16 protein-coding genes are annotated in these 16587 nt (G+C 67.0%); 11 read left to right on the forward strand and 5 right to left on the reverse strand.

Annotated elements, in window-relative coordinates; translation table 11 throughout:
- The first annotated feature begins 12 nt into the window (after nucleotides 1–12).
- Nucleotides 13–753 (forward strand): SDR family oxidoreductase, encoded by a 741-nt coding sequence (locus tag L5G28_RS06325; protein WP_237000790.1) that lies wholly within the window; start codon nucleotides 13–15, stop codon nucleotides 751–753.
- Between the two features lie 45 nt (nucleotides 754–798).
- The gene (gene pgi / locus L5G28_RS06330; RefSeq protein WP_237000791.1) at nucleotides 799–2481 is read left to right on the forward strand and encodes a glucose-6-phosphate isomerase; all 1683 of its coding nucleotides are present in this window, start codon (nucleotides 799–801) and stop codon (nucleotides 2479–2481) included.
- Between the two features lie 4 nt (nucleotides 2482–2485).
- On the opposite strand, the gene L5G28_RS06335 is transcribed toward pgi, so the two are convergent.
- Nucleotides 2486–2800 (reverse strand): chorismate mutase, encoded by a 315-nt coding sequence (locus tag L5G28_RS06335; RefSeq protein WP_236996173.1) that lies wholly within the window; start codon nucleotides 2798–2800, stop codon nucleotides 2486–2488.
- Nucleotides 2801–2892: 92 nt separating this feature from the next.
- On the opposite strand from L5G28_RS06335, the gene L5G28_RS06340 reads away from it, so the two are divergent.
- Nucleotides 2893–4752: a hypothetical protein gene (locus tag L5G28_RS06340; RefSeq protein ID WP_237000792.1), complete on the forward strand. Its 1860-nt coding sequence runs from the start codon at nucleotides 2893–2895 to the stop codon at nucleotides 4750–4752.
- Nucleotides 4753–4939: 187 nt separating this feature from the next.
- On the forward strand, nucleotides 4940–7459 hold the full coding sequence (locus L5G28_RS06345; protein WP_237000793.1) for a UvrD-helicase domain-containing protein: 2520 nt from the start codon (nucleotides 4940–4942) through the stop codon (nucleotides 7457–7459).
- Nucleotides 7460–7617: 158 nt separating this feature from the next.
- On the opposite strand, the gene L5G28_RS06350 is transcribed toward L5G28_RS06345, so the two are convergent.
- On the reverse strand, nucleotides 7618–8553 hold the full coding sequence (locus tag L5G28_RS06350) for a M23 family metallopeptidase (RefSeq protein WP_237000794.1): 936 nt from the start codon (nucleotides 8551–8553) through the stop codon (nucleotides 7618–7620).
- A 222-nt stretch (nucleotides 8554–8775) separates the two neighbouring features.
- On the opposite strand from L5G28_RS06350, the gene sucC reads away from it, so the two are divergent.
- The 6 genes from sucC (at nucleotide 8776) to L5G28_RS06380 (ending at nucleotide 13457) form a co-directional block, all read left to right on the forward strand.
- The gene (sucC, locus tag L5G28_RS06355; RefSeq protein WP_237000795.1) at nucleotides 8776–9939 is read left to right on the forward strand and encodes an ADP-forming succinate--CoA ligase subunit beta; all 1164 of its coding nucleotides are present in this window, start codon (nucleotides 8776–8778) and stop codon (nucleotides 9937–9939) included.
- Between the two features lie 12 nt (nucleotides 9940–9951).
- Complete coding sequence (sucD, locus tag L5G28_RS06360) at nucleotides 9952–10854, forward strand: succinate--CoA ligase subunit alpha (RefSeq protein WP_236996179.1); 903 nt, start codon at nucleotides 9952–9954, stop codon at nucleotides 10852–10854.
- 98 nt (nucleotides 10855–10952) lie between these two features.
- Entirely contained in the window at nucleotides 10953–11477 is a 525-nt protein-coding gene (locus L5G28_RS06365; protein WP_237000796.1) for a hypothetical protein, read from the forward strand.
- Nucleotides 11470–11910 (forward strand): RDD family protein, encoded by a 441-nt coding sequence (locus tag L5G28_RS06370; RefSeq protein WP_237000797.1) that lies wholly within the window; start codon nucleotides 11470–11472, stop codon nucleotides 11908–11910. Before L5G28_RS06365 ends, L5G28_RS06370 begins: the two co-directional genes overlap by 8 nt.
- A 59-nt stretch (nucleotides 11911–11969) precedes the next feature.
- The gene (locus tag L5G28_RS06375; RefSeq protein WP_237000798.1) at nucleotides 11970–12605 is read left to right on the forward strand and encodes a TetR/AcrR family transcriptional regulator; all 636 of its coding nucleotides are present in this window, start codon (nucleotides 11970–11972) and stop codon (nucleotides 12603–12605) included.
- Nucleotides 12606–12656: 51 nt separating this feature from the next.
- The gene (locus L5G28_RS06380; protein ID WP_237000799.1) at nucleotides 12657–13457 is read left to right on the forward strand and encodes a mycofactocin-coupled SDR family oxidoreductase; all 801 of its coding nucleotides are present in this window, start codon (nucleotides 12657–12659) and stop codon (nucleotides 13455–13457) included.
- 16 nt (nucleotides 13458–13473) lie between these two features.
- Here L5G28_RS06380 and L5G28_RS06385 read toward each other — a convergent pair whose 3' ends face one another.
- Nucleotides 13474–13800, reverse strand: a complete 327-nt coding sequence (locus tag L5G28_RS06385; RefSeq protein WP_237000800.1) for a nuclear transport factor 2 family protein — start codon at nucleotides 13798–13800, stop codon at nucleotides 13474–13476.
- A gap of 28 nt (nucleotides 13801–13828) precedes the next feature.
- Nucleotides 13829–14584 carry an SDR family oxidoreductase gene (locus L5G28_RS06390; protein ID WP_237000801.1) on the reverse strand — a complete coding sequence of 252 codons (756 nt, stop codon included), beginning with the start codon at nucleotides 14582–14584 and terminating at the stop codon, nucleotides 13829–13831.
- Between the two features lie 63 nt (nucleotides 14585–14647).
- On the opposite strand from L5G28_RS06390, the gene L5G28_RS06395 reads away from it, so the two are divergent.
- Complete coding sequence (locus L5G28_RS06395) at nucleotides 14648–15337, forward strand: TetR/AcrR family transcriptional regulator (protein WP_237000802.1); 690 nt, start codon at nucleotides 14648–14650, stop codon at nucleotides 15335–15337.
- A 93-nt stretch (nucleotides 15338–15430) separates the two neighbouring features.
- Here the strand turns inward: L5G28_RS06395 and L5G28_RS06400 are convergent, their stop codons facing one another.
- Nucleotides 15431–16546: a CaiB/BaiF CoA transferase family protein gene (locus tag L5G28_RS06400; protein WP_237000803.1), complete on the reverse strand. Its 1116-nt coding sequence runs from the start codon at nucleotides 16544–16546 to the stop codon at nucleotides 15431–15433.
- Nucleotides 16547–16587: the final 41 nt, after the last annotated feature.

Below are 16587 nucleotides of genomic sequence, written 5' to 3' on the forward strand. Positions count from 1 at the left end.
ATATTCGCTGCCATGTCGCGCGAGAAGATCATTATCACCGGCGCCAGCTCAGGACTCGGCGAGGGCATGGCGCGTCAGTTCGCGGCCCGCGGACGCAGCCTCGGGCTCGCCGCCCGACGGCTCGACCGACTCGAATCGCTCGCCGCCGAAATCGAGCCGGCCGCGCGGAAAGTCGCTGTCGCACAGCTCGACGTGACCGACGTCGACGCCGTCCCCGTCGCATTCGGGAAGCTCGCCGACGAACTCGGCGGTGTCGACCGGGTGATCGTCAACGCCGGACTGGGCAAGGGCGCGCCGATCGGGACGGGGAAGGCCGCCGCCAACATCGAGACCGTCCAGACCAACCTCGTCGGCGCCCTCACCCAGATCGAGGCCGCGCTGGCGATCTTCCGTGCGCAGGGCAGCGGCCACCTCGTCCTGGTCAGCTCGATGAGCGCCGTCCGCGGGCTCCCCAAGGCGCAGGCCGCGTACTCGGCGTCCAAGGCCGGCTTGGCCACGCTCGGCCAGGGGTTGCAGGCGGAACTGAAAGGCTCCGGCATCGTCGTCACCGTGCTGCTGCCCGGGTACATCGAGACCGACATCAACCGGGGCGTCAAGACCTCGATGATGACCGACACCGATGCGGGTGTCGCGGCGATGGTCAAAGCCATCGAAGCCGAGCCCGCACGCGCCGCCGTCCCCGGATGGCCGTGGACGCCGATCTCGTGGGCGTTGCGGTATCTCCCCGACGCGATCAGCGCACGCCTCATCTGACCCCGTCGAACGGCGAATTGCCGTGCGACAACATAGGGTTGAAGTATGTTGGGCTCCCGCACCGATGCCACCGGCGAATACGACATAACGGCGACTGTGTCGTGGCATGCGCTCGCCGCCCACTACCCGCACGTCTACGCACTGCATCTTCGTGAACTGTTCGCCATGGACCCCGAGCGCGGTTCGACGCTCGTGGTGGACGCGGGCGACCTGCACATCGATTACTCGAAGCACCTCGTCACCGGCGAGACGATCGAACTGCTGTTGAGTCTGGCGCGCGAAGCGGGCCTGGAAGACCGGCGCGACGCCATGCTCGCGGGCGAGCACGTCAACACGTCCGAGGATCGGGCCGCCCTCCACACCGCGCTGCGTCTGCCGCGCGACGCGGAACTCGTCGTCGACGGCCAGGACGTGGTGTCCGACGTGCACGCCGTCCTCGACGCGATGGGCGACTTCGCCGACCGGGTCCGCAGCGGCGACTGGGTCGGGCACACCGGCAAGCCGATCACCGACATCGTCAACATCGGGATCGGCGGCAGCGATCTCGGGCCCGCGATGGCCTACGAAGCGCTCCGCCACTATCGGCAGGACGGCCTGCACTGCCACTTCGTCTCCAACATCGACCCGGTCGACGTGCTGTCCACTCTCGACGCTCTGAACCCGGAGACGACGCTCGTCGTCGTCGCTTCGAAGACGTTCACCACGTTGGAGACCATCACGAACGCCGTCGCCGCGCGACGCTGGCTGCTCGCCGGCCTCGGCGTCGACGACGGTGCCGCCGACGTCGTCGCCAAGCATTTCGTCGCCGTCAGCACCAACGCCGACGAGGTCGCGAAGTTCGGTATCGACACCGCGAACATGTTCGGGTTCTGGGGGTGGGTCGGCGGCCGCTACTCGGTCGACTCGGCGATCGGCCTGAGCCTGATGATCGCCGTCGGCCGGGAACGGTTCGCCGAGTTCCTCGACGGCTTCCACACCGTCGACGAGCATTTCGCGACGCAGCCCCTCGAACGCAATGCGCCGGTCCTGCTCGGCATGATCGGCGTCTGGTACTCGAACTTCTTCCAAGCACAGTCGCAGGCGGTCCTGCCGTACGCGCAGGATCTCGCCCGGTTCCCCGCGTATCTGCAACAGTTGACGATGGAGTCGAACGGCAAGTCGGTGACCGCGGGCGGACGACCGGTCACCACCCCGACCGGCACCGTTTACTGGGGCGAGCCCGGCACCAACGGACAGCACGCGTTCTATCAGCTCCTGCACCAGGGCACGTGGCTGGTGCCCGCTGACTTCATCGGGTTCGCTCAGCCGACCGACGACCTCGACGGCGCCTCCGGCGGTTCGATGCACGACATCCTGATGGCGAACTTCTTCGCGCAGACCGAGGTGCTGGCGTTCGGGAAGCCCGCAGACGACCTCGCCGCCGAAGGCGTGCCCGCCGACCGCATCCCGCACAAGGTGATGCCGGGGAACCGGCCGTCGACGACGGTCCTCGCGCCGCGGCTCACCCCGGCAGTCCTCGGCCAGCTCATCGCGCTCTACGAGCACATCACGTTCGTCAAAGCGACGATCTGGGGCATCGACCCCTTCGACCAGTGGGGAGTCGAGCTCGGCAAGGAGAAGGCGAACGCCCTCGTCGAGGGCCTCACCGGCGACGCGGCGCCCGCGGCGTCGCACGATTCGTCGACCGACGCACTGGTCCGCTGGTATCGCGACCAGCGGGGACGCTGACGTACTAGCGGCCGAGCGGTCCGCGTCCCAGACGCAGCAGCAGCATCGCGAGGGTGTGCCCCTCCGAACCGAGGGCCGAGAAGCGGTCGAGAACCTTGACCTCGCGGCTGTGCACCAGCCGGGGCCCGCCGGTCGCCATCCGGTACGCGCCGATCTTCTTCGAGACGGCGCTGCGCCGCTGGATCGCGGCCAGGATGACCGCGTCCATCCGGTCGATCTCCAAGCGCAGGGTGTCGATGTCGTCGGGGAGGTCGGCGACGTCGGCGCTCAGGCCGTCGATTCCCAGGTCCCGGTTCGCCGGGTCGGTTGGCTCAGTCACGTCTATCGATTTTGCCACGCGTCGACCGCCGCGTGTCGCGAGACCGGCGTGGGACCGGCACCACGGCGCGCGGGGTGCGCGACAATGCTGGAATGCCGCACGCCCGCACGCTCGTCCCTGCACCCGCCGTCCCTGCAGCCGCCGTCGTCCCCATCGCCGGAGCCCTCCTCGTCGCGCAACTCGTCGTACGCGCATGGCTCGTCGCTCGCGGCAACTTCTACTGGGACGATCTCGTCCTCATCTCGCAGGCGTCGAGCGATCCGATCCTCAGCTGGGACTACCTCGGCACCAGCCACGACGGGCACTTCATGCCGGGAGCGTTCCTGGTGGCCGGAGTGTCGACGGTGATCGCGCCCGTCCAATGGTGGCTGCCCGCGGCGACCCTCGTCGTGCTGCAGGCGATCGCGTCCCTCGCGGTGTGGCGGATGATCCGGATCATCGCGCCGCGTGCGGGCGTGGCGGCGCTCGCAGCGTTCGCGTTCTATCTCTTCGTCCCGATGACGATCAGTGCGTATGTGTGGTGGGCGGCGGGCCTGAACACCCTGCCGATGCAGGCAGCGCTCGCGTATGTCGTCGGCAACGCGGTCGTGTTGGTGCGCGACGACGTGTCCGACGCTCGCCGGACCCGGCTCGTCGTCTGCGCGGTGGCCGCCTTCGTGGTCGCGCTCACGTTCTTCGAGAAGTCGCTGCTGATACTCCCCGTCGCATTCGTCGCGGCACTGCTCGCGACGCGCCGTCGGACCAACCGATTCGAGCATCCCGACACCGACTATCGGACGTCAGCGTTGACGGTGACGTTCACTCGGGCGCGCAACTTGTGGGCGATCCTCGGGACGGTGTTCGTGGCGTGGGCCGTCCTGTTCTTCGCGACCACCACCGCGACGGAGGGCAGCCATTCGTTCTCGCAGACGGCGCACCTGGTGTGGCGGAGCATCAACAACGCGATCGTCCCGTCGTTCGCGGGCGGGCCGTGGAATTGGGAGAGGTGGGTGCCGTCGCCGCCGATGGGTCTCGCGCCTGTCTGGATGATCGTGCTCGGCTGGGTGATCATCGCGGTGCTCGTCGTGTCGACGGTGCGCGCGACGCGCGGCGCCGTCGCCGTCTGGGTGTGCGCCGCGCTCTACGCCGTGCTCGCGCAGGCCCCCGTCCTGTGGACGCGGTCCGGCGAGTTCACCTCGCTCGAACTCGCGCAGACGATGAGGTATCTGCCCGACACCGCGCTCGTGTTCACCATCGCGTTCGCATTGATCGCGGCAGCTCCGAGCGCCAGCGGAACGCACGCCGCCGCATCCGAACCCGATCGGCGTCCGACGATCGCGGTGGCCGTCGGAGCGGTGCTGCTGGTCGTTTCGTCGATGATCGCCACGAGCGCGTACTCGACGTCGTGGCGCGAGGACCCCACCGCCGACTATCTCGCGAACGCGCGCCAGGCGATGAAGGACAACGCGGGGCGCACCATGTTCGACCAGGCGGTCCCGTTGGAGGTGCTGCTCCCGGTGGCCTACCCGGACAACCAGATCAGTCGGATCTTCGGGCGCCTCCCCGAACGGCCGGAGTTCGGGTCGTACACCGACGACCTCGTCGTCCTCGACCCGACCGGTAAGGCGACGCAGGGGGCGGTCACGCGAGCACGGACGATCGAGCCCAGTGCGGGCTCGTGCCGCAGGCCGGGCATCGCGGGACCGGAGCGGTTGGCGCTCGACGGGCCGCTCCTCGACCTCCAGTGGACCTTGCAGATCAGCTATTGCGCGGACCGCGACGGCGAGATCGAACTGCGGCTCGACGGAGGCGATCCGTTGCAGATACCCGTCCAGTCGGGTCTGCACGTGGTGTATGCGCAGTTGACCGGGCACGGCGACGGCGTGCAGATCCGTCCGGTCACGCCCGGACTGCACCTGCACACGGGTGAGGGCCGGGTCGGGAACGCGGTCATGGCCGGACTGGCGCCGTAGTCGCTCGGGACTAACTCTCCGCGAAGCGGCGCAACAGCAGGTCGGAGCCGGTGCCGGGCTCATCATGCTGACTGTGTCTGCCGAGATCGTAGCCGGATCGGATGACGTCGTCGTGCGCTTCGGTGAGTACGACGCGACACCAGCCGTCGTCGTCCTTGTCGGACCTCGCGGGTAGCCTGGCTAGGCGATGAACTCCTCGAACTCTCCTGCGCCCGGGCCAGCTGCCGCCGATCTCACCGACCGCGGTCGAGAGCTGCTCGACGGGCTCAACCCGCAGCAGCGCGCGGCCGTCCTCCACCAGGGCGTGCCGCTGTTGATTGTGGCGGGTGCGGGTTCGGGGAAGACCGCGGTGCTCACGCGCCGCATCGCGTTTCTGCTCGCCGAACGGGATGTGACGCCCGGCCAGATCCTGGCGATCACGTTCACCAACAAAGCGGCGGCCGAGATGCGCGAACGCGTCATCGACCTGGTCGGTCCGCGGGCCGCCTACATGTGGGTGTCCACGTTCCACTCGACGTGCGTCCGAATTCTCCGCGCGCAGTCTGGACTGCTGGGCAACCGCAACTCGAACTTCTCGATCTACGACGCCGACGACTCCCGTCGGCTCCTCGGCATGGTGATCCGCGACCTCGGGCTCGACGCGAAGAAGTTCAGTCCGCGCGGCGTCGGCACCGTGATCTCCAACCACAAGAACGAGCTCGTCGAGCCCGACGAGGCCGCCGCGCAGGCTTCGGCAGGCGACCAGCCCGATCCGACGGCGCAGACGATCGCCGAGATCTACGCCGAGTACCAGCGTCGCCTCGCCTCGGCTAACGCCTTCGACTTCGACGACTTGATCGGCGAGACGGTGTCGCTGCTGCAGCGACATCCGGAGGTCGCCGAATACTATCGTCGCCGCTTCCGCCACGTGCTGATCGACGAGTACCAGGACACCAACCACGCCCAGTACGTCCTCGTCCGCGAACTCGTCGGCGACGAGCCGACCGCATCGGATAGCCCCGGAGGGGCGGTCGCACCGTCGGAACTATGCGTTGTCGGCGACGCCGACCAGTCGATCTATGCCTTCCGTGGCGCGACGATCCGCAACATCGAAGAGTTCGAACGCGACTACCCGAACGCCGAGACGATCCTCCTCGAACAGAACTACCGGTCCACGCAGACCATCCTGTCGGCGGCCAACGCCGTCATCTCCCGTAACACGGGGCGTCGCGACAAGCGCCTGTGGACCGACTCCGGCGACGGCGAACTCATCACCGGGTACGTCGCGGACTCCGACCGCGAGGAGGCCGCGTTCATCGCCAAGGAGATCGAGCAGCTCGTCGACTACTCGATCGGTGGTTCGGCGAGCCACACCTACGCCGACGTCGCCGTCTTCTACCGAACCAACACGGGTTCGCGCGCACTGGAAGAAGTCTTCGTGCGGCACGGCATGCCGTACAAGGTGGTCGGCGGGACCAAATTCTACGAACGCAAAGAGGTGCGCGACATCGTCGCCTACCTGCGTGTGGTCTCCAACCCCGATGACCAGGTGAGCCTGCGCCGCATCCTCAACACTCCGCGACGCGGCATCGGCGACCGTGCCGAAGCGTGCGTGGCGGTCCACGCGGAGAACCTCGGCGTCAGCTTCTATCAAGGCCTGCTCGACGCCACGGAGAACCGCGTCGCACTGCTCAATACACGCGCCGTCAAACAGATCACCGCATTCGTCGAGCTCATCGAAGGGCTCCGCAACGACTTCCTCATGTCGTTCGGTGCGGTCGGCGGCGCAGCGGACGAAGCGGTCGCCGACGCGACCACCGAGGGCGCCGACATCGGCGACCTCGTCGACGCGATCATCGACCGGTCCGGGTATCGCAGTGAACTCGAAGCGTCCAACGACCCGCAGGACGGCGCCCGACTGGACAACATCAACGAACTCGTCGCAGTCGCCCGCGACTTCAGTCTGGAGGCCGCGCAGCGCGCCGAAGCCGACGACGAGACCGCCGCCGACCCGGACGCGCCCGCTCCCGCGGAGGAGGGCGAGCCCGAACCCGGTTCGCTTGCCGCCTTCCTGGAGAAGGTGTCCCTCGTCGCAGACGCCGACCAGGTGCCCGACGAAGGCGACGGTGTCGTCACCATGATGACGCTGCACACCGCGAAGGGGCTTGAGTTCCCGGTCGTGTTCGTCACCGGCTGGGAGGACGGACACTTCCCGCACATGCGCGCGCTCGGCGACCCGAACGAGCTCAGCGAGGAACGACGACTCGCCTACGTCGGGATCACCCGAGCCCGGCAGCGCCTCTATCTGACGCGCGCGATGTCCAGAGCCTCCTGGGGGCAACCGGTGTCGAACCCGGAATCGCGCTTCCTGCAAGAGATCCCGCAACACCTCATCGACTGGCGACGCACCGAGCCGCGTCGCGCACCGCGGGAGTCACGGGGCGCGTTCGGCTACTCGTCGAGCAGTGGTTCCGGCTTCGGCAGTTCAGGCTTCGGGGACTCGGGGAATCGCCGGTCGTCGTTCGGCTCGCCCGATCCCACACGTGCCCGCAGCAAGGTCGTGCACTACGACATCGGGGACCGCATGAACCACCCCAAGTTCGGGATGGGCAAGGCCGTCGCGAAGGAGGGCAGTGGCATCACCGAACGGATCACGTTCGACTTCGGCGGCTCCGTCGGACGCGTCACGCTGATGACCGCCGGTGGTCTGCCGGGCGAGAAGCTGTAGAGCGCTCAGCGCTCGTTTCCGCACCCTCACCTACGTTGTCGCACCCTCAATGCGTCTTAGCCGCCTGAGCGGAGCTTGCTAAGACGCATTGAGGCTGCGACGAGAGAGCTGAGGCTGCGGCAACAGGGTTGAGGGGGTGGCCGCCGGTGTGCGGCGGGTCAGCCGTGGAGGGCGGACAGGCGGACGCCCTGCGCGGCGAGCCAGACGGCGGGATCGATCTTCATCTTGCCGCCCTTCCACACCTCGAAGTGGACGTGCGGTCCGGTGGAGAAACCTTCGCTGCCGACGACGGCGATCGTATCGCCCGCGGTGACGTGCTGGCCCTTCGAGACGTGCACACCCGACGACGACATGTGGCCGTACATCGTGATTGTGCCGTCCGGAGCCTTGATCTGCACCCAGTTGCCGTAGCCGGACGCCGGGCCCGCCTCGACGACGACGCCGTCGGTCGCCGCGTGGATCGGGGTGCCGAGCGGCGCGGCCAAGTCGATGCCCCCGTGGAAGGCGCCCCATCGCGGCGCGAACGCCGACGTCAGGTCGTAGCCCCCCAACGGGATCGGGCTCGCCACTTTGGGCCTGAGCTTCGCTTCGCGGGCGGCGGCTTTCGCCTTGGCGAGCTTCGCGCCCTGCGGAAGCTGATCGTCGAAGACGCTCATATCTGATTCGGGGGTCGACGCGGCGATGCCGGGACCGAGGTCTGTGCCGGTGCCCGCCGCGGCGAGCGTCACATCGGGGGCGGGCGGTTCGGCGGTCGGCGTCGACTGCTGCGCGCCCGAGCCGGACAGTGCGAACGCGCCCGCGCCTGCGGCCATCGCGACCAGTGCGGTGCGCGCTTTCAACGCGGAGGACGGCGCCCGGAGGCGGTGGCGACCGCGAGGTTCGGGATGCGACGTCGTCGTGGTCACCGAAGCGGTGGGCGTCGGAATGTCGCCGTCGGCGACGGGGATCTCGGTGGTGGACACCGCGTCGTTGCACGGGGTGGCGCCGAGCCCGAGCCGGAGGCTGCGGGAGGGAAGCGGAATGTCGAGGGTGGCGGGTTCTTCGACGACGGGAGCGGTGGGGTTCTCCGAGCGCAAAGCGCTACCTGCTGCCACCGTCTGCTCACCTCGTATCGTGCCTGGTCTCTGTGACCATCCTGTTACCAACCCAGTTGACGGTAACCAACAGTCCGCCTGAAGTCCACCTTGGGCGAGGACTGAGTGAGATGGGGCACAAGGTTCGCACCGAGTGCGAAGCGACGCGGGCAACAGGATTACAGTCCGTTATGGTCCGCGTTACACCGAAGCGGACGAAACTTACTTCAGATGGTGAGCTGAATGGATCTCTTCGAATACCAGGCGAAGGAACTGTTCGCCAAGCATGGGGTACCCACCACACCGGGTCGGGTGACCGATACTGCCGCTGATGCACGGGCGATCGCCGAGGAAATCGGCAAGCCCGTCATGATCAAGGCGCAGGTCAAGGTCGGCGGACGTGGTAAGGCGGGTGGCGTCAAGTACGCCGCGACCCCCGATGACGCACAGACACACGCTGAAAACATCCTCGGGCTCGATATCAAGGGCCACGTCGTCAAGCGACTTCTCGTCGCGGAAGCCAGCGACATCGCCGAGGAGTACTACATCTCGTTCCTGCTCGATCGGTCCAACCGCACCTACCTGGCCATGTGCTCGGTGGAAGGCGGCATGGAGATCGAAGAGGTCGCCGCGACGAAGCCGGACCGCCTGGCCCGCATCGCCGTCGACGCGGTCAAGGGCGTCGACCTGGCGTTCGCGCGTCAGATCGCCGAGGCAGGCCACCTGCCGGCCGAGGTCCTCGACGCAGCAGCCGTGACCATCCAGAAGCTGTGGGAAGTCTTCATCAACGAAGACGCCAGCCTGGTCGAGGTCAACCCGCTGGTCCGCACCCCCAATGACGAGATCCTCGCCCTCGACGGCAAGGTGACCCTCGACGAGAACGCCGACTTCCGTCAGCCCGGCCACGCCGAGTTCGCCGACAAGGAAGCGACCGATCCCCTTGAGCTCAAGGCCAAGGAGAACGACCTCAACTACGTCAAGCTCGACGGACAGGTCGGCATCATCGGTAACGGTGCGGGTCTGGTCATGTCGACGCTGGATGTCGTCGCATACGCAGGCGAGAACCACGGCGGCGTGAAGCCCGCCAACTTCCTGGACATCGGCGGCGGCGCTTCGGCCGACGTCATGGCCGCGGGCCTGGACGTCATCCTCGGTGACGAGCAGGTCAAGAGCGTCTTCGTGAACGTCTTCGGTGGCATCACCGCGTGCGACGCGGTCGCCAACGGCATCGTGGGCGCCCTCGAGAAGTTGGGCGACGGCGCGAGCAAGCCGCTCGTCGTCCGCCTGGACGGCAACAAGGTCGAAGAGGGTCGCAAGATCCTGGCCGACGCCAACCACCCGCTGGTGACCCTGGCGGAGACCATGGACGCCGGCGCCGACAAGGCCGCCGAGCTGGCGAGCAAGTAGGAGCCGGAAAACATGTCGATCTACCTGAACAAGAACAACAAGGTCATCGTCCAGGGCATCACCGGCGGCGAGGGCACCAAGCACACCGCGCTGATGCTCAAGGCAGGCACCAACGTCGTCGGCGGCGTCAACGCCCGCAAGGCAGGCACCACCGTGTCGCACGTGGACGCTGACGGCAACGACGTCGAGCTGCCGGTCTTCGGCTCCGTCGCCGAAGCCATGGAGTCCACCGGCGCCGACACGTCGATCGCCTTCGTTCCGCCCGCGTTCTCCAAGGACGCGATCATCGAAGCCATCGACGCCGAGATCCCGCTGCTCGTGGTGATCACCGAGGGCATCCCGGTGCAGGACTCGGCGTACGCCTGGGCCTACAACGTGGAGAAGGGCGCCAAGACCCGCATCATCGGTCCGAACTGCCCGGGCGTCATCACCCCGGGTGAGGCGCTGGTCGGCATCACGCCGAACAACATCACCGACAAGGGTCCCATCGGCCTGGTCTCCAAGTCGGGCACCCTCACCTACCAGATGATGTACGAGCTGCGTGACCTCGGCTTCTCGACCGCCATCGGTATCGGCGGCGACCCGGTCATCGGCACCACGCACATCGACGCCATCGAGGCGTTCGAGGCCGACCCCGAGACGAAGCTGATCGTCATGATCGGTGAGATCGGCGGCGACGCCGAAGAGCGTGCGGCCGAGTACATCAAGGCGAACGTCTCCAAGCCGGTCGTCGGCTACGTCGCGGGCTTCACCGCCCCCGAAGGCAAGACGATGGGTCACGCGGGAGCGATCGTGTCCGGCAGCGCCGGCACCGCGCAGGCGAAGAAGGAAGCTCTCGAAGCCGCAGGCGTGAAGGTCGGCAAGACCCCGAGCGAGACCGCTCGACTCGCACGCGAACTCTTCGAAGCCCTGTGATTCGGTAACGAGGATCGCGTTCACCCGAACGCATGCCGCGACGCCCCGATCGGCCGCAAGCCGATCGGGGCGTCGTGCATTTCTGGCATGATCAGTCAATGATCCAGAGCCTGATCGCGGAGACCGTGGGGCGGGCGGTCGCGTTGCCGGGCAAGACGATCCGCTTCGTCCTGTCCGAAGCGCTCACCTACCTCACCGAGGAGATCGACCTGACCGGGGTCCTATTGACCGGCGTCGACCTGAATCGGATCGTCGCAACCCTCGACGTCAATGCCGTGATCGAGAAGATCGATCTGAACAAGCTCCTCGAGACTGTGGACCTGAACACGCTCCTCGAGACTGTCGACCTGAACGCGGTCCTGGACTCCGTCGACCTGCCCAGGCTCCTCGCCCGACTCGACTTGGACGCGCTGCTCGCCGACCTCGACTTGGATGCGCTGCTCGACCGGGTGGACGTCGACGCTCTTCTCGACGGTGTCGACATCTCGTCCATGGTGCGCGGTGCGAGCACCACGGTGACCACGGAGATGATCACCGACGTCCGCGGCGGGAGCGAACGCGCCGACGACGCCGTCGAGAACCTCGTGGGACGGATGCTCCGGCGGAAGGCACGCGATGAATGACCGGCAAGCGCCGGTATCGGTGCGCGACGCGGGCATCGTCAGCCGGTCACTGGCGGCAGGCGTCGACCTCGTCGTGGTCCTCGTGCTGATGAGCGGCAGCTATCTCACGATCGCGTTCGTCATGTTCGCCGTCGACGTGCGCGACTTCAGCTTCCCGACCGTTCCGTGGATCTTCACCGCGACCGGATTCTTCGTCGCGTCGGCCGCCTACCTGTTCGTGTGCTGGTCCGTCACCGATCGCTCCGTGGGCCACGCGGTGCTCGGGTTGCGCGTCGCGAATTCCAAAGGCGGCCGCGTGCGGGTGCACTGGCTTCTGCTGCGCGCCGTGTTCTGCACGGTGTTCCCCTTCGGGTTGGCGTGGGTCGCGCTGTCGCCGCGCCGGCGATCGCTCCAGGACATCGTGCTGCGGACCAGGGTGGTGTACGCGGAGTGACGCCGACGCCGGGATAGAGTTCACCTCGACGATCCCTTACGATCCGGCGAGGAGCGGCGGTGCCCGAGCGTGCTGAACCCGATGCGGTGCCGGGGACGCGTCGTTCGCAGGCCAAAGCCGCACGACGGGCCGAGCTGATCTCCGCGGCCGCGCGACAGATGGCGCGCAGCGGATTCGCCGCCGTCCGGTTGGAGGACATCGGTGCGGAGGCGGGCGTCAGCGGTCCCGCGATGTACCGACACTTCAAATCGAAGATCGATCTCCTCGACCAGATGCTGCTGGACATCAGTGAGCGGCTGCACGAGGGCGGTGAGAGGGTCGTCGCCGCGGGTGGTGAGCCCGCCGACGTCCTGGTGCGGCTCATCGAATTCCACATCGACGTCCTCGTCACCAAGCCCGACCTGATCACCGTGCAGGACCGTGATCTCACGTCGATGACGCCCGACGCCAACCGGACCGTCCGTTCGCTGCAGCGTCGGTACGTCGAACGCTGGGTGGACGTCCTCGTCGACGCGGTGGGGGACGGCCTCGCCCGGGACGAGGCGCGGGTGCGTGTCCATGCGGGCTTCGGTCTCCTCAACTCGTCGCCCCGACTGCCGCGGTATCCCGAGCCGGCGCTGCGCGAGTTGTTGACCGCGATGGCGCTGGGTGCGCTGCACGCGAGTTCGGGAGCGGAACCCGACCACCCTAACTAGAACGTGTTACAGTTCACCCATCTGCTGAGTGATTCGGGAAGGCGTGCGCCAATGGGACAGTTCGACGGTCAGGTCGTGTACATCACGGGCATCGCACGAGGTCAGGGACGCAATCATGCGATCCGATTCGCGCGTGAAGGTGCGGCGATCATCGGGATGGACATCGCCGACCGCGTTGCTGACCACACGACGTACCCGCCGGCGACGGCCGACGATCTCGCCGAGACGATCAAGCTCGTCGAACTGGAGGGCGGCAAGGTCCTGGCCCGCCGGGGCGACACTCGCGACCTGGCATTCCAGCAGGAACTCGTCGCCGACGGTGTCGAACAGTTCGGCCGTCTCGACCACGTCGTCGCGAATGCGGGCATTCTGTCGTGGGGCCTGTCGTGGGAGCAGACCGAAGAACAGTTCACCGACCTCATCGACGTCAACCTGGTCGGCACCTGGAAGACGCTCAAGGCGTCCATCCCCGCGATGCTCGAAGCCCGCAACGGCGGCAGCATCACGGTGATCTCGTCGTGCGCCGGACTCAAGGCGATGCCCGCACAGGTCGGGTACGCGTCGTCGAAGTTCGGTCTGCGTGGACTCGCTCAGGCCGTCGCAAAAGAGCTGGGCGACAAGCATATCCGTGTCAACTCGGTGCACCCGTACGCCGTCAACACCCCGATGGGTGTGGAAGACAAGTCGGCCTTCGAAGCCTTCGAGACCTGGGGTCGCCACTTCCCGTCGATGATGGATCACTACCCGGTCGCCAGCGTCGACGACCTCAGCGACGCCGTCATCTACCTGGCGACCGCCAAGGCCGTCACTGGAGCCGAGTTCCAGATCGACATGGGCTCGTCCAAGGTCTGAGCGGCCCCGCCGCCGATCAGCCTTCGCGGATGGTCATCGAGGCCAGTCGGCCGCCCGCGACGTCGAAGACGAACGTCGACAGTCCGTTCGCGTGGGTGCTGCGCCAGTCGGCGACGACGGTGACAACCGAGCCATCGACGTGCGTGTCGGTCACGGTCATCGTCCCGGTGGCTCCGATGAACTCCTTGTCACTCCACGCTTTGATCTCGTCGCGGCCGGTGAAGACGCGGCCCCAGTCGTCGACGAATCCGTCGTCGGTGAAGGCGTTCAGGAAACCTTGTTCGTCATGGCGGTTCACCGTGTCGATGAAATCGGTGACTGGGACGGGGATCGGTGTAGTCATGCTCGTCCTTTCGTAGTGCGGCAGATGATCAGCGGGTCGTGTAGCCGCCATTGGCGAAGATCGTCTGGCCGGTGATCCACCAGCCGTCCGTTGCCAGGAAGCTGACGATCGGGGCGATGTCCTCGATCTGGGTCAGCTGGTTGCCCATGGCCTGCGACTTGTGGAACTCGACGCGCTCGGGCGTCTCCTGGCCGTAGAAGAATGGAGTGTCCATCGGGCCGGGGGCGATCGCCGTCACCGAGATGCCGCGCGGTGCATACTCTTTGGCTGCGGCCCGGGTGAAGTGTTCGACGGGGCTCTTTCCGCCCGCGTACGTCGAGTACCCGTCCGTGAAGGCGGCAAGCAGAGCGGTGACGATGGTGATGATCTTGCCGCCGTCGTGCAACGTGCGCCCGGCTTCCTTGATGAAGAAGTACGCGGACTTCGCGTTGATGTCGAACATGCCGTCGTACTCGGACTCGGTGGTCTCGGCGATCGGCTTGCGCAGCACTTTGCCGACGGTGTTGACGGCGACGTCGAGTCCGCCCAGCGCGGCGACTGCGTCGTCGAAGACCCGAGCGACGGTGTCGGGGTCGGTCAGGTCACCGGTCAGTAGGACGCCGGTGCGACCGGCGGCCTGCACTGCTGCGAGGGTCGCTTCGGCTTCGGGCCGCGAGCCTTCGCTGTTGTAGTGGATGGCGACGTCGGCGCCGGCGGAGGCCGCTTGACGGCTGATGAGTCCGCCGAGGTTCTTTCCTCCGCCGGCGACGAGGATCTTGCGTCCCTCGAGTGGGTATACGGTCATGGTGCCTCCTGTATATCGTTGATATGTAGAACTATAGCGACGATACATGATTAGTGTAGCGGTGTGCCAGAGGTAGCGAAGAGCGATACACGCGCGCAGTTGATGGAGGCTGCCGCGGAGTTGATTGCGGCCTCGCCCGGCGAGGACTTCTCCCTCCGGGACGTCTGCGACCGGGTCGGGGTGCGCATGCCGACGCTCTATCACTTCTTCGGCAGCAAGCAGGGATTGATCGACGCCGTCGTCGAGCACGGGTTCGAGTTGTATCTCGAGGCGAAGCGCGACCAGGAGTCCAGCGGAGATCCCATCGCGGACATCCGCGGCGGCTGGGACGCGCACGTCCGTTTCGGGCTGGAGAACCCCGGGTTCTACACGCTCATGTACGGCAAGGTGAGGCCTGGCTATTCGCCTGCGGCCCAAGCGAAGCCGACGATGCTGCTGATGAAGCTGACCGAACGGGCCGCGGCGGAGGGCAGGCTAGCGGTATCGCCTGAGCAGGCGGCGGCGCACATCCTGGCGGCGAACATCGGCGTGACCCTGCGCGGGATCATTCTCGCCGAGTCGGATCCGGAGCTGTCGGTAGCGATGCGGGAGGCGACGATTGCAGGCATTACCGGAGAAGGCGGCGGTAGTGCGTCGAGTGATGACGTCCGTCGAGTGGCCTCCCTCGCATCAGGGGTGCCGGAGGTGTTGGGGGAAGCCGAGACCGCCCTGCTGAGTCAATGGTTACGGCGGCTCGCCGATCACCTGGATTGACCGAGTGACCTCAAGTTCCCCGCTCAGCGGCGGCATGCGCGCACAAGGCGATGTCGACGCTGAGCGGGGAACTTGAGGTCAGCTAGGCGGAAGTCAGTCCTGCCAGAGCGCGGCGGGATCGGTGGCGGTGCGGGCGGGCGGCTCCGGCGTGACGGTTGCCGAGCGGGAGAAGCGGGGCGCCACCTGTGCCTGGGTCACGCCGTCGATGTCCACCAGGGTGCCGCGGGCGGCCAGATGGGGATCGTTCGGCGCTTCCTGCCAGTCCAGGATCGGCGAAGTGCACGCATCGGTGCCCTCGAAGATCGCGGCCCACTCGTCGCGCGTCTTCGTTCTGAACGCGTCGGTGAAGATCTGCTTCAGCTCGCCCCACTTGGCGACGTCGTTCTGGCCCGGAATCGCTTCCGGGTCCAAGCCGAGGCCGTTGAGCAGTTCCGCGTAGAACTGCGGTTCGATGGCACCGACTGCCATCCATTTGCCGTCCGAACATTCGTAGACTTCGTAGTAGGGGGCACCCGTGTCGAGCAGATTGACCCCGCGTGCGTCCTGCCACAGGCCGGTGCCACGGAACGCCCACATCATCTGGCCGAGTGCCGACGCGCCGTCGACCATCGCGGCGTCGATGACCTCGCCCTTGCCGGAGACGCTGCGCTCGACGAGCGCCGCGAGGACACCCATCACGAGGAACATCGAACCGCCGCCGAAGTCACCGACGAGGTTCAACGGCGGGGTCGGGCGCTCTTCCCTGCGCCCGATCGCGTGCAGCATGCCGGTCAGCGAGATGTAGTTCATGTCGTGTCCGGCGAGCTCGGAGCGCGGACCGTCCTGACCCCAGCCGGTCATCCGGCCGTAGATCAGCCTGTCGTTGACCTTCGCGAGATCGTCCGGACCGAATCCGAGACGCTCCATGACGCCCGGACGGAAGCCTTCGAGGACGACGTCGGCCTTCCCGACGAGGTTCAAGATCGTCTCGCGGTCGGACGGGTTCTTCAAGTTCGCTTCGACGACGCGACGGCCGCGCAGCATGGCGTCGGCCTTGCGGTTCGGATCCGGCAGGTCGCCGGGGCGCTGGACGCGGATCACGTCGGCGCCGAGATCGGCGAGAAGCATCGCGGCGTGCGGTCCCGGGCCGATGCCCGCGAACTCGATGACACGGATGGAGGCCAGGGGGCCGGAACGGCCCGACGGGGCGCGATCGGTCGACGTAGACATGAGAATTCCTCTGCGAATCGGACGTGTGCTGAATCACCTAC

This window comes from Gordonia liuliyuniae (assembly GCF_021739025.1).
In the GTDB taxonomy this organism is placed as follows: Bacteria; Actinomycetota; Actinomycetes; order Mycobacteriales; family Mycobacteriaceae; genus Gordonia; species Gordonia liuliyuniae.

Excerpts from the sequence above, each read along its gene's own strand:
- L5G28_RS06325 (WP_237000790.1), top strand. The coding sequence starts at position 13 with ATGTCGCGCGAGAAGATCATTATCACCGGCGCCAGCTCAGGACTCGGC.
- pgi (WP_237000791.1), top strand. The coding sequence starts at position 799 with ATGTTGGGCTCCCGCACCGATGCCACCGGCGAATACGACATAACGGCG.
- L5G28_RS06340 (WP_237000792.1), top strand. The coding sequence starts at position 2,893 with ATGCCGCACGCCCGCACGCTCGTCCCTGCACCCGCCGTCCCTGCAGCC.
- L5G28_RS06345 (WP_237000793.1), top strand. The coding sequence starts at position 4,940 with ATGAACTCCTCGAACTCTCCTGCGCCCGGGCCAGCTGCCGCCGATCTC.
- sucC (WP_237000795.1), top strand. The coding sequence starts at position 8,776 with ATGGATCTCTTCGAATACCAGGCGAAGGAACTGTTCGCCAAGCATGGG.
- sucD (WP_236996179.1), top strand. The coding sequence starts at position 9,952 with ATGTCGATCTACCTGAACAAGAACAACAAGGTCATCGTCCAGGGCATC.
- L5G28_RS06365 (WP_237000796.1), top strand. The coding sequence starts at position 10,953 with ATGATCCAGAGCCTGATCGCGGAGACCGTGGGGCGGGCGGTCGCGTTG.
- L5G28_RS06370 (WP_237000797.1), top strand. The coding sequence starts at position 11,470 with ATGAATGACCGGCAAGCGCCGGTATCGGTGCGCGACGCGGGCATCGTC.
- L5G28_RS06380 (WP_237000799.1), top strand. The coding sequence starts at position 12,657 with ATGGGACAGTTCGACGGTCAGGTCGTGTACATCACGGGCATCGCACGA.
- L5G28_RS06385 (WP_237000800.1), bottom strand. The coding sequence starts at position 13,800 with ATGACTACACCGATCCCCGTCCCAGTCACCGATTTCATCGACACGGTG.
- L5G28_RS06390 (WP_237000801.1), bottom strand. The coding sequence starts at position 14,584 with ATGACCGTATACCCACTCGAGGGACGCAAGATCCTCGTCGCCGGCGGA.
- L5G28_RS06400 (WP_237000803.1), bottom strand. The coding sequence starts at position 16,546 with ATGTCTACGTCGACCGATCGCGCCCCGTCGGGCCGTTCCGGCCCCCTG.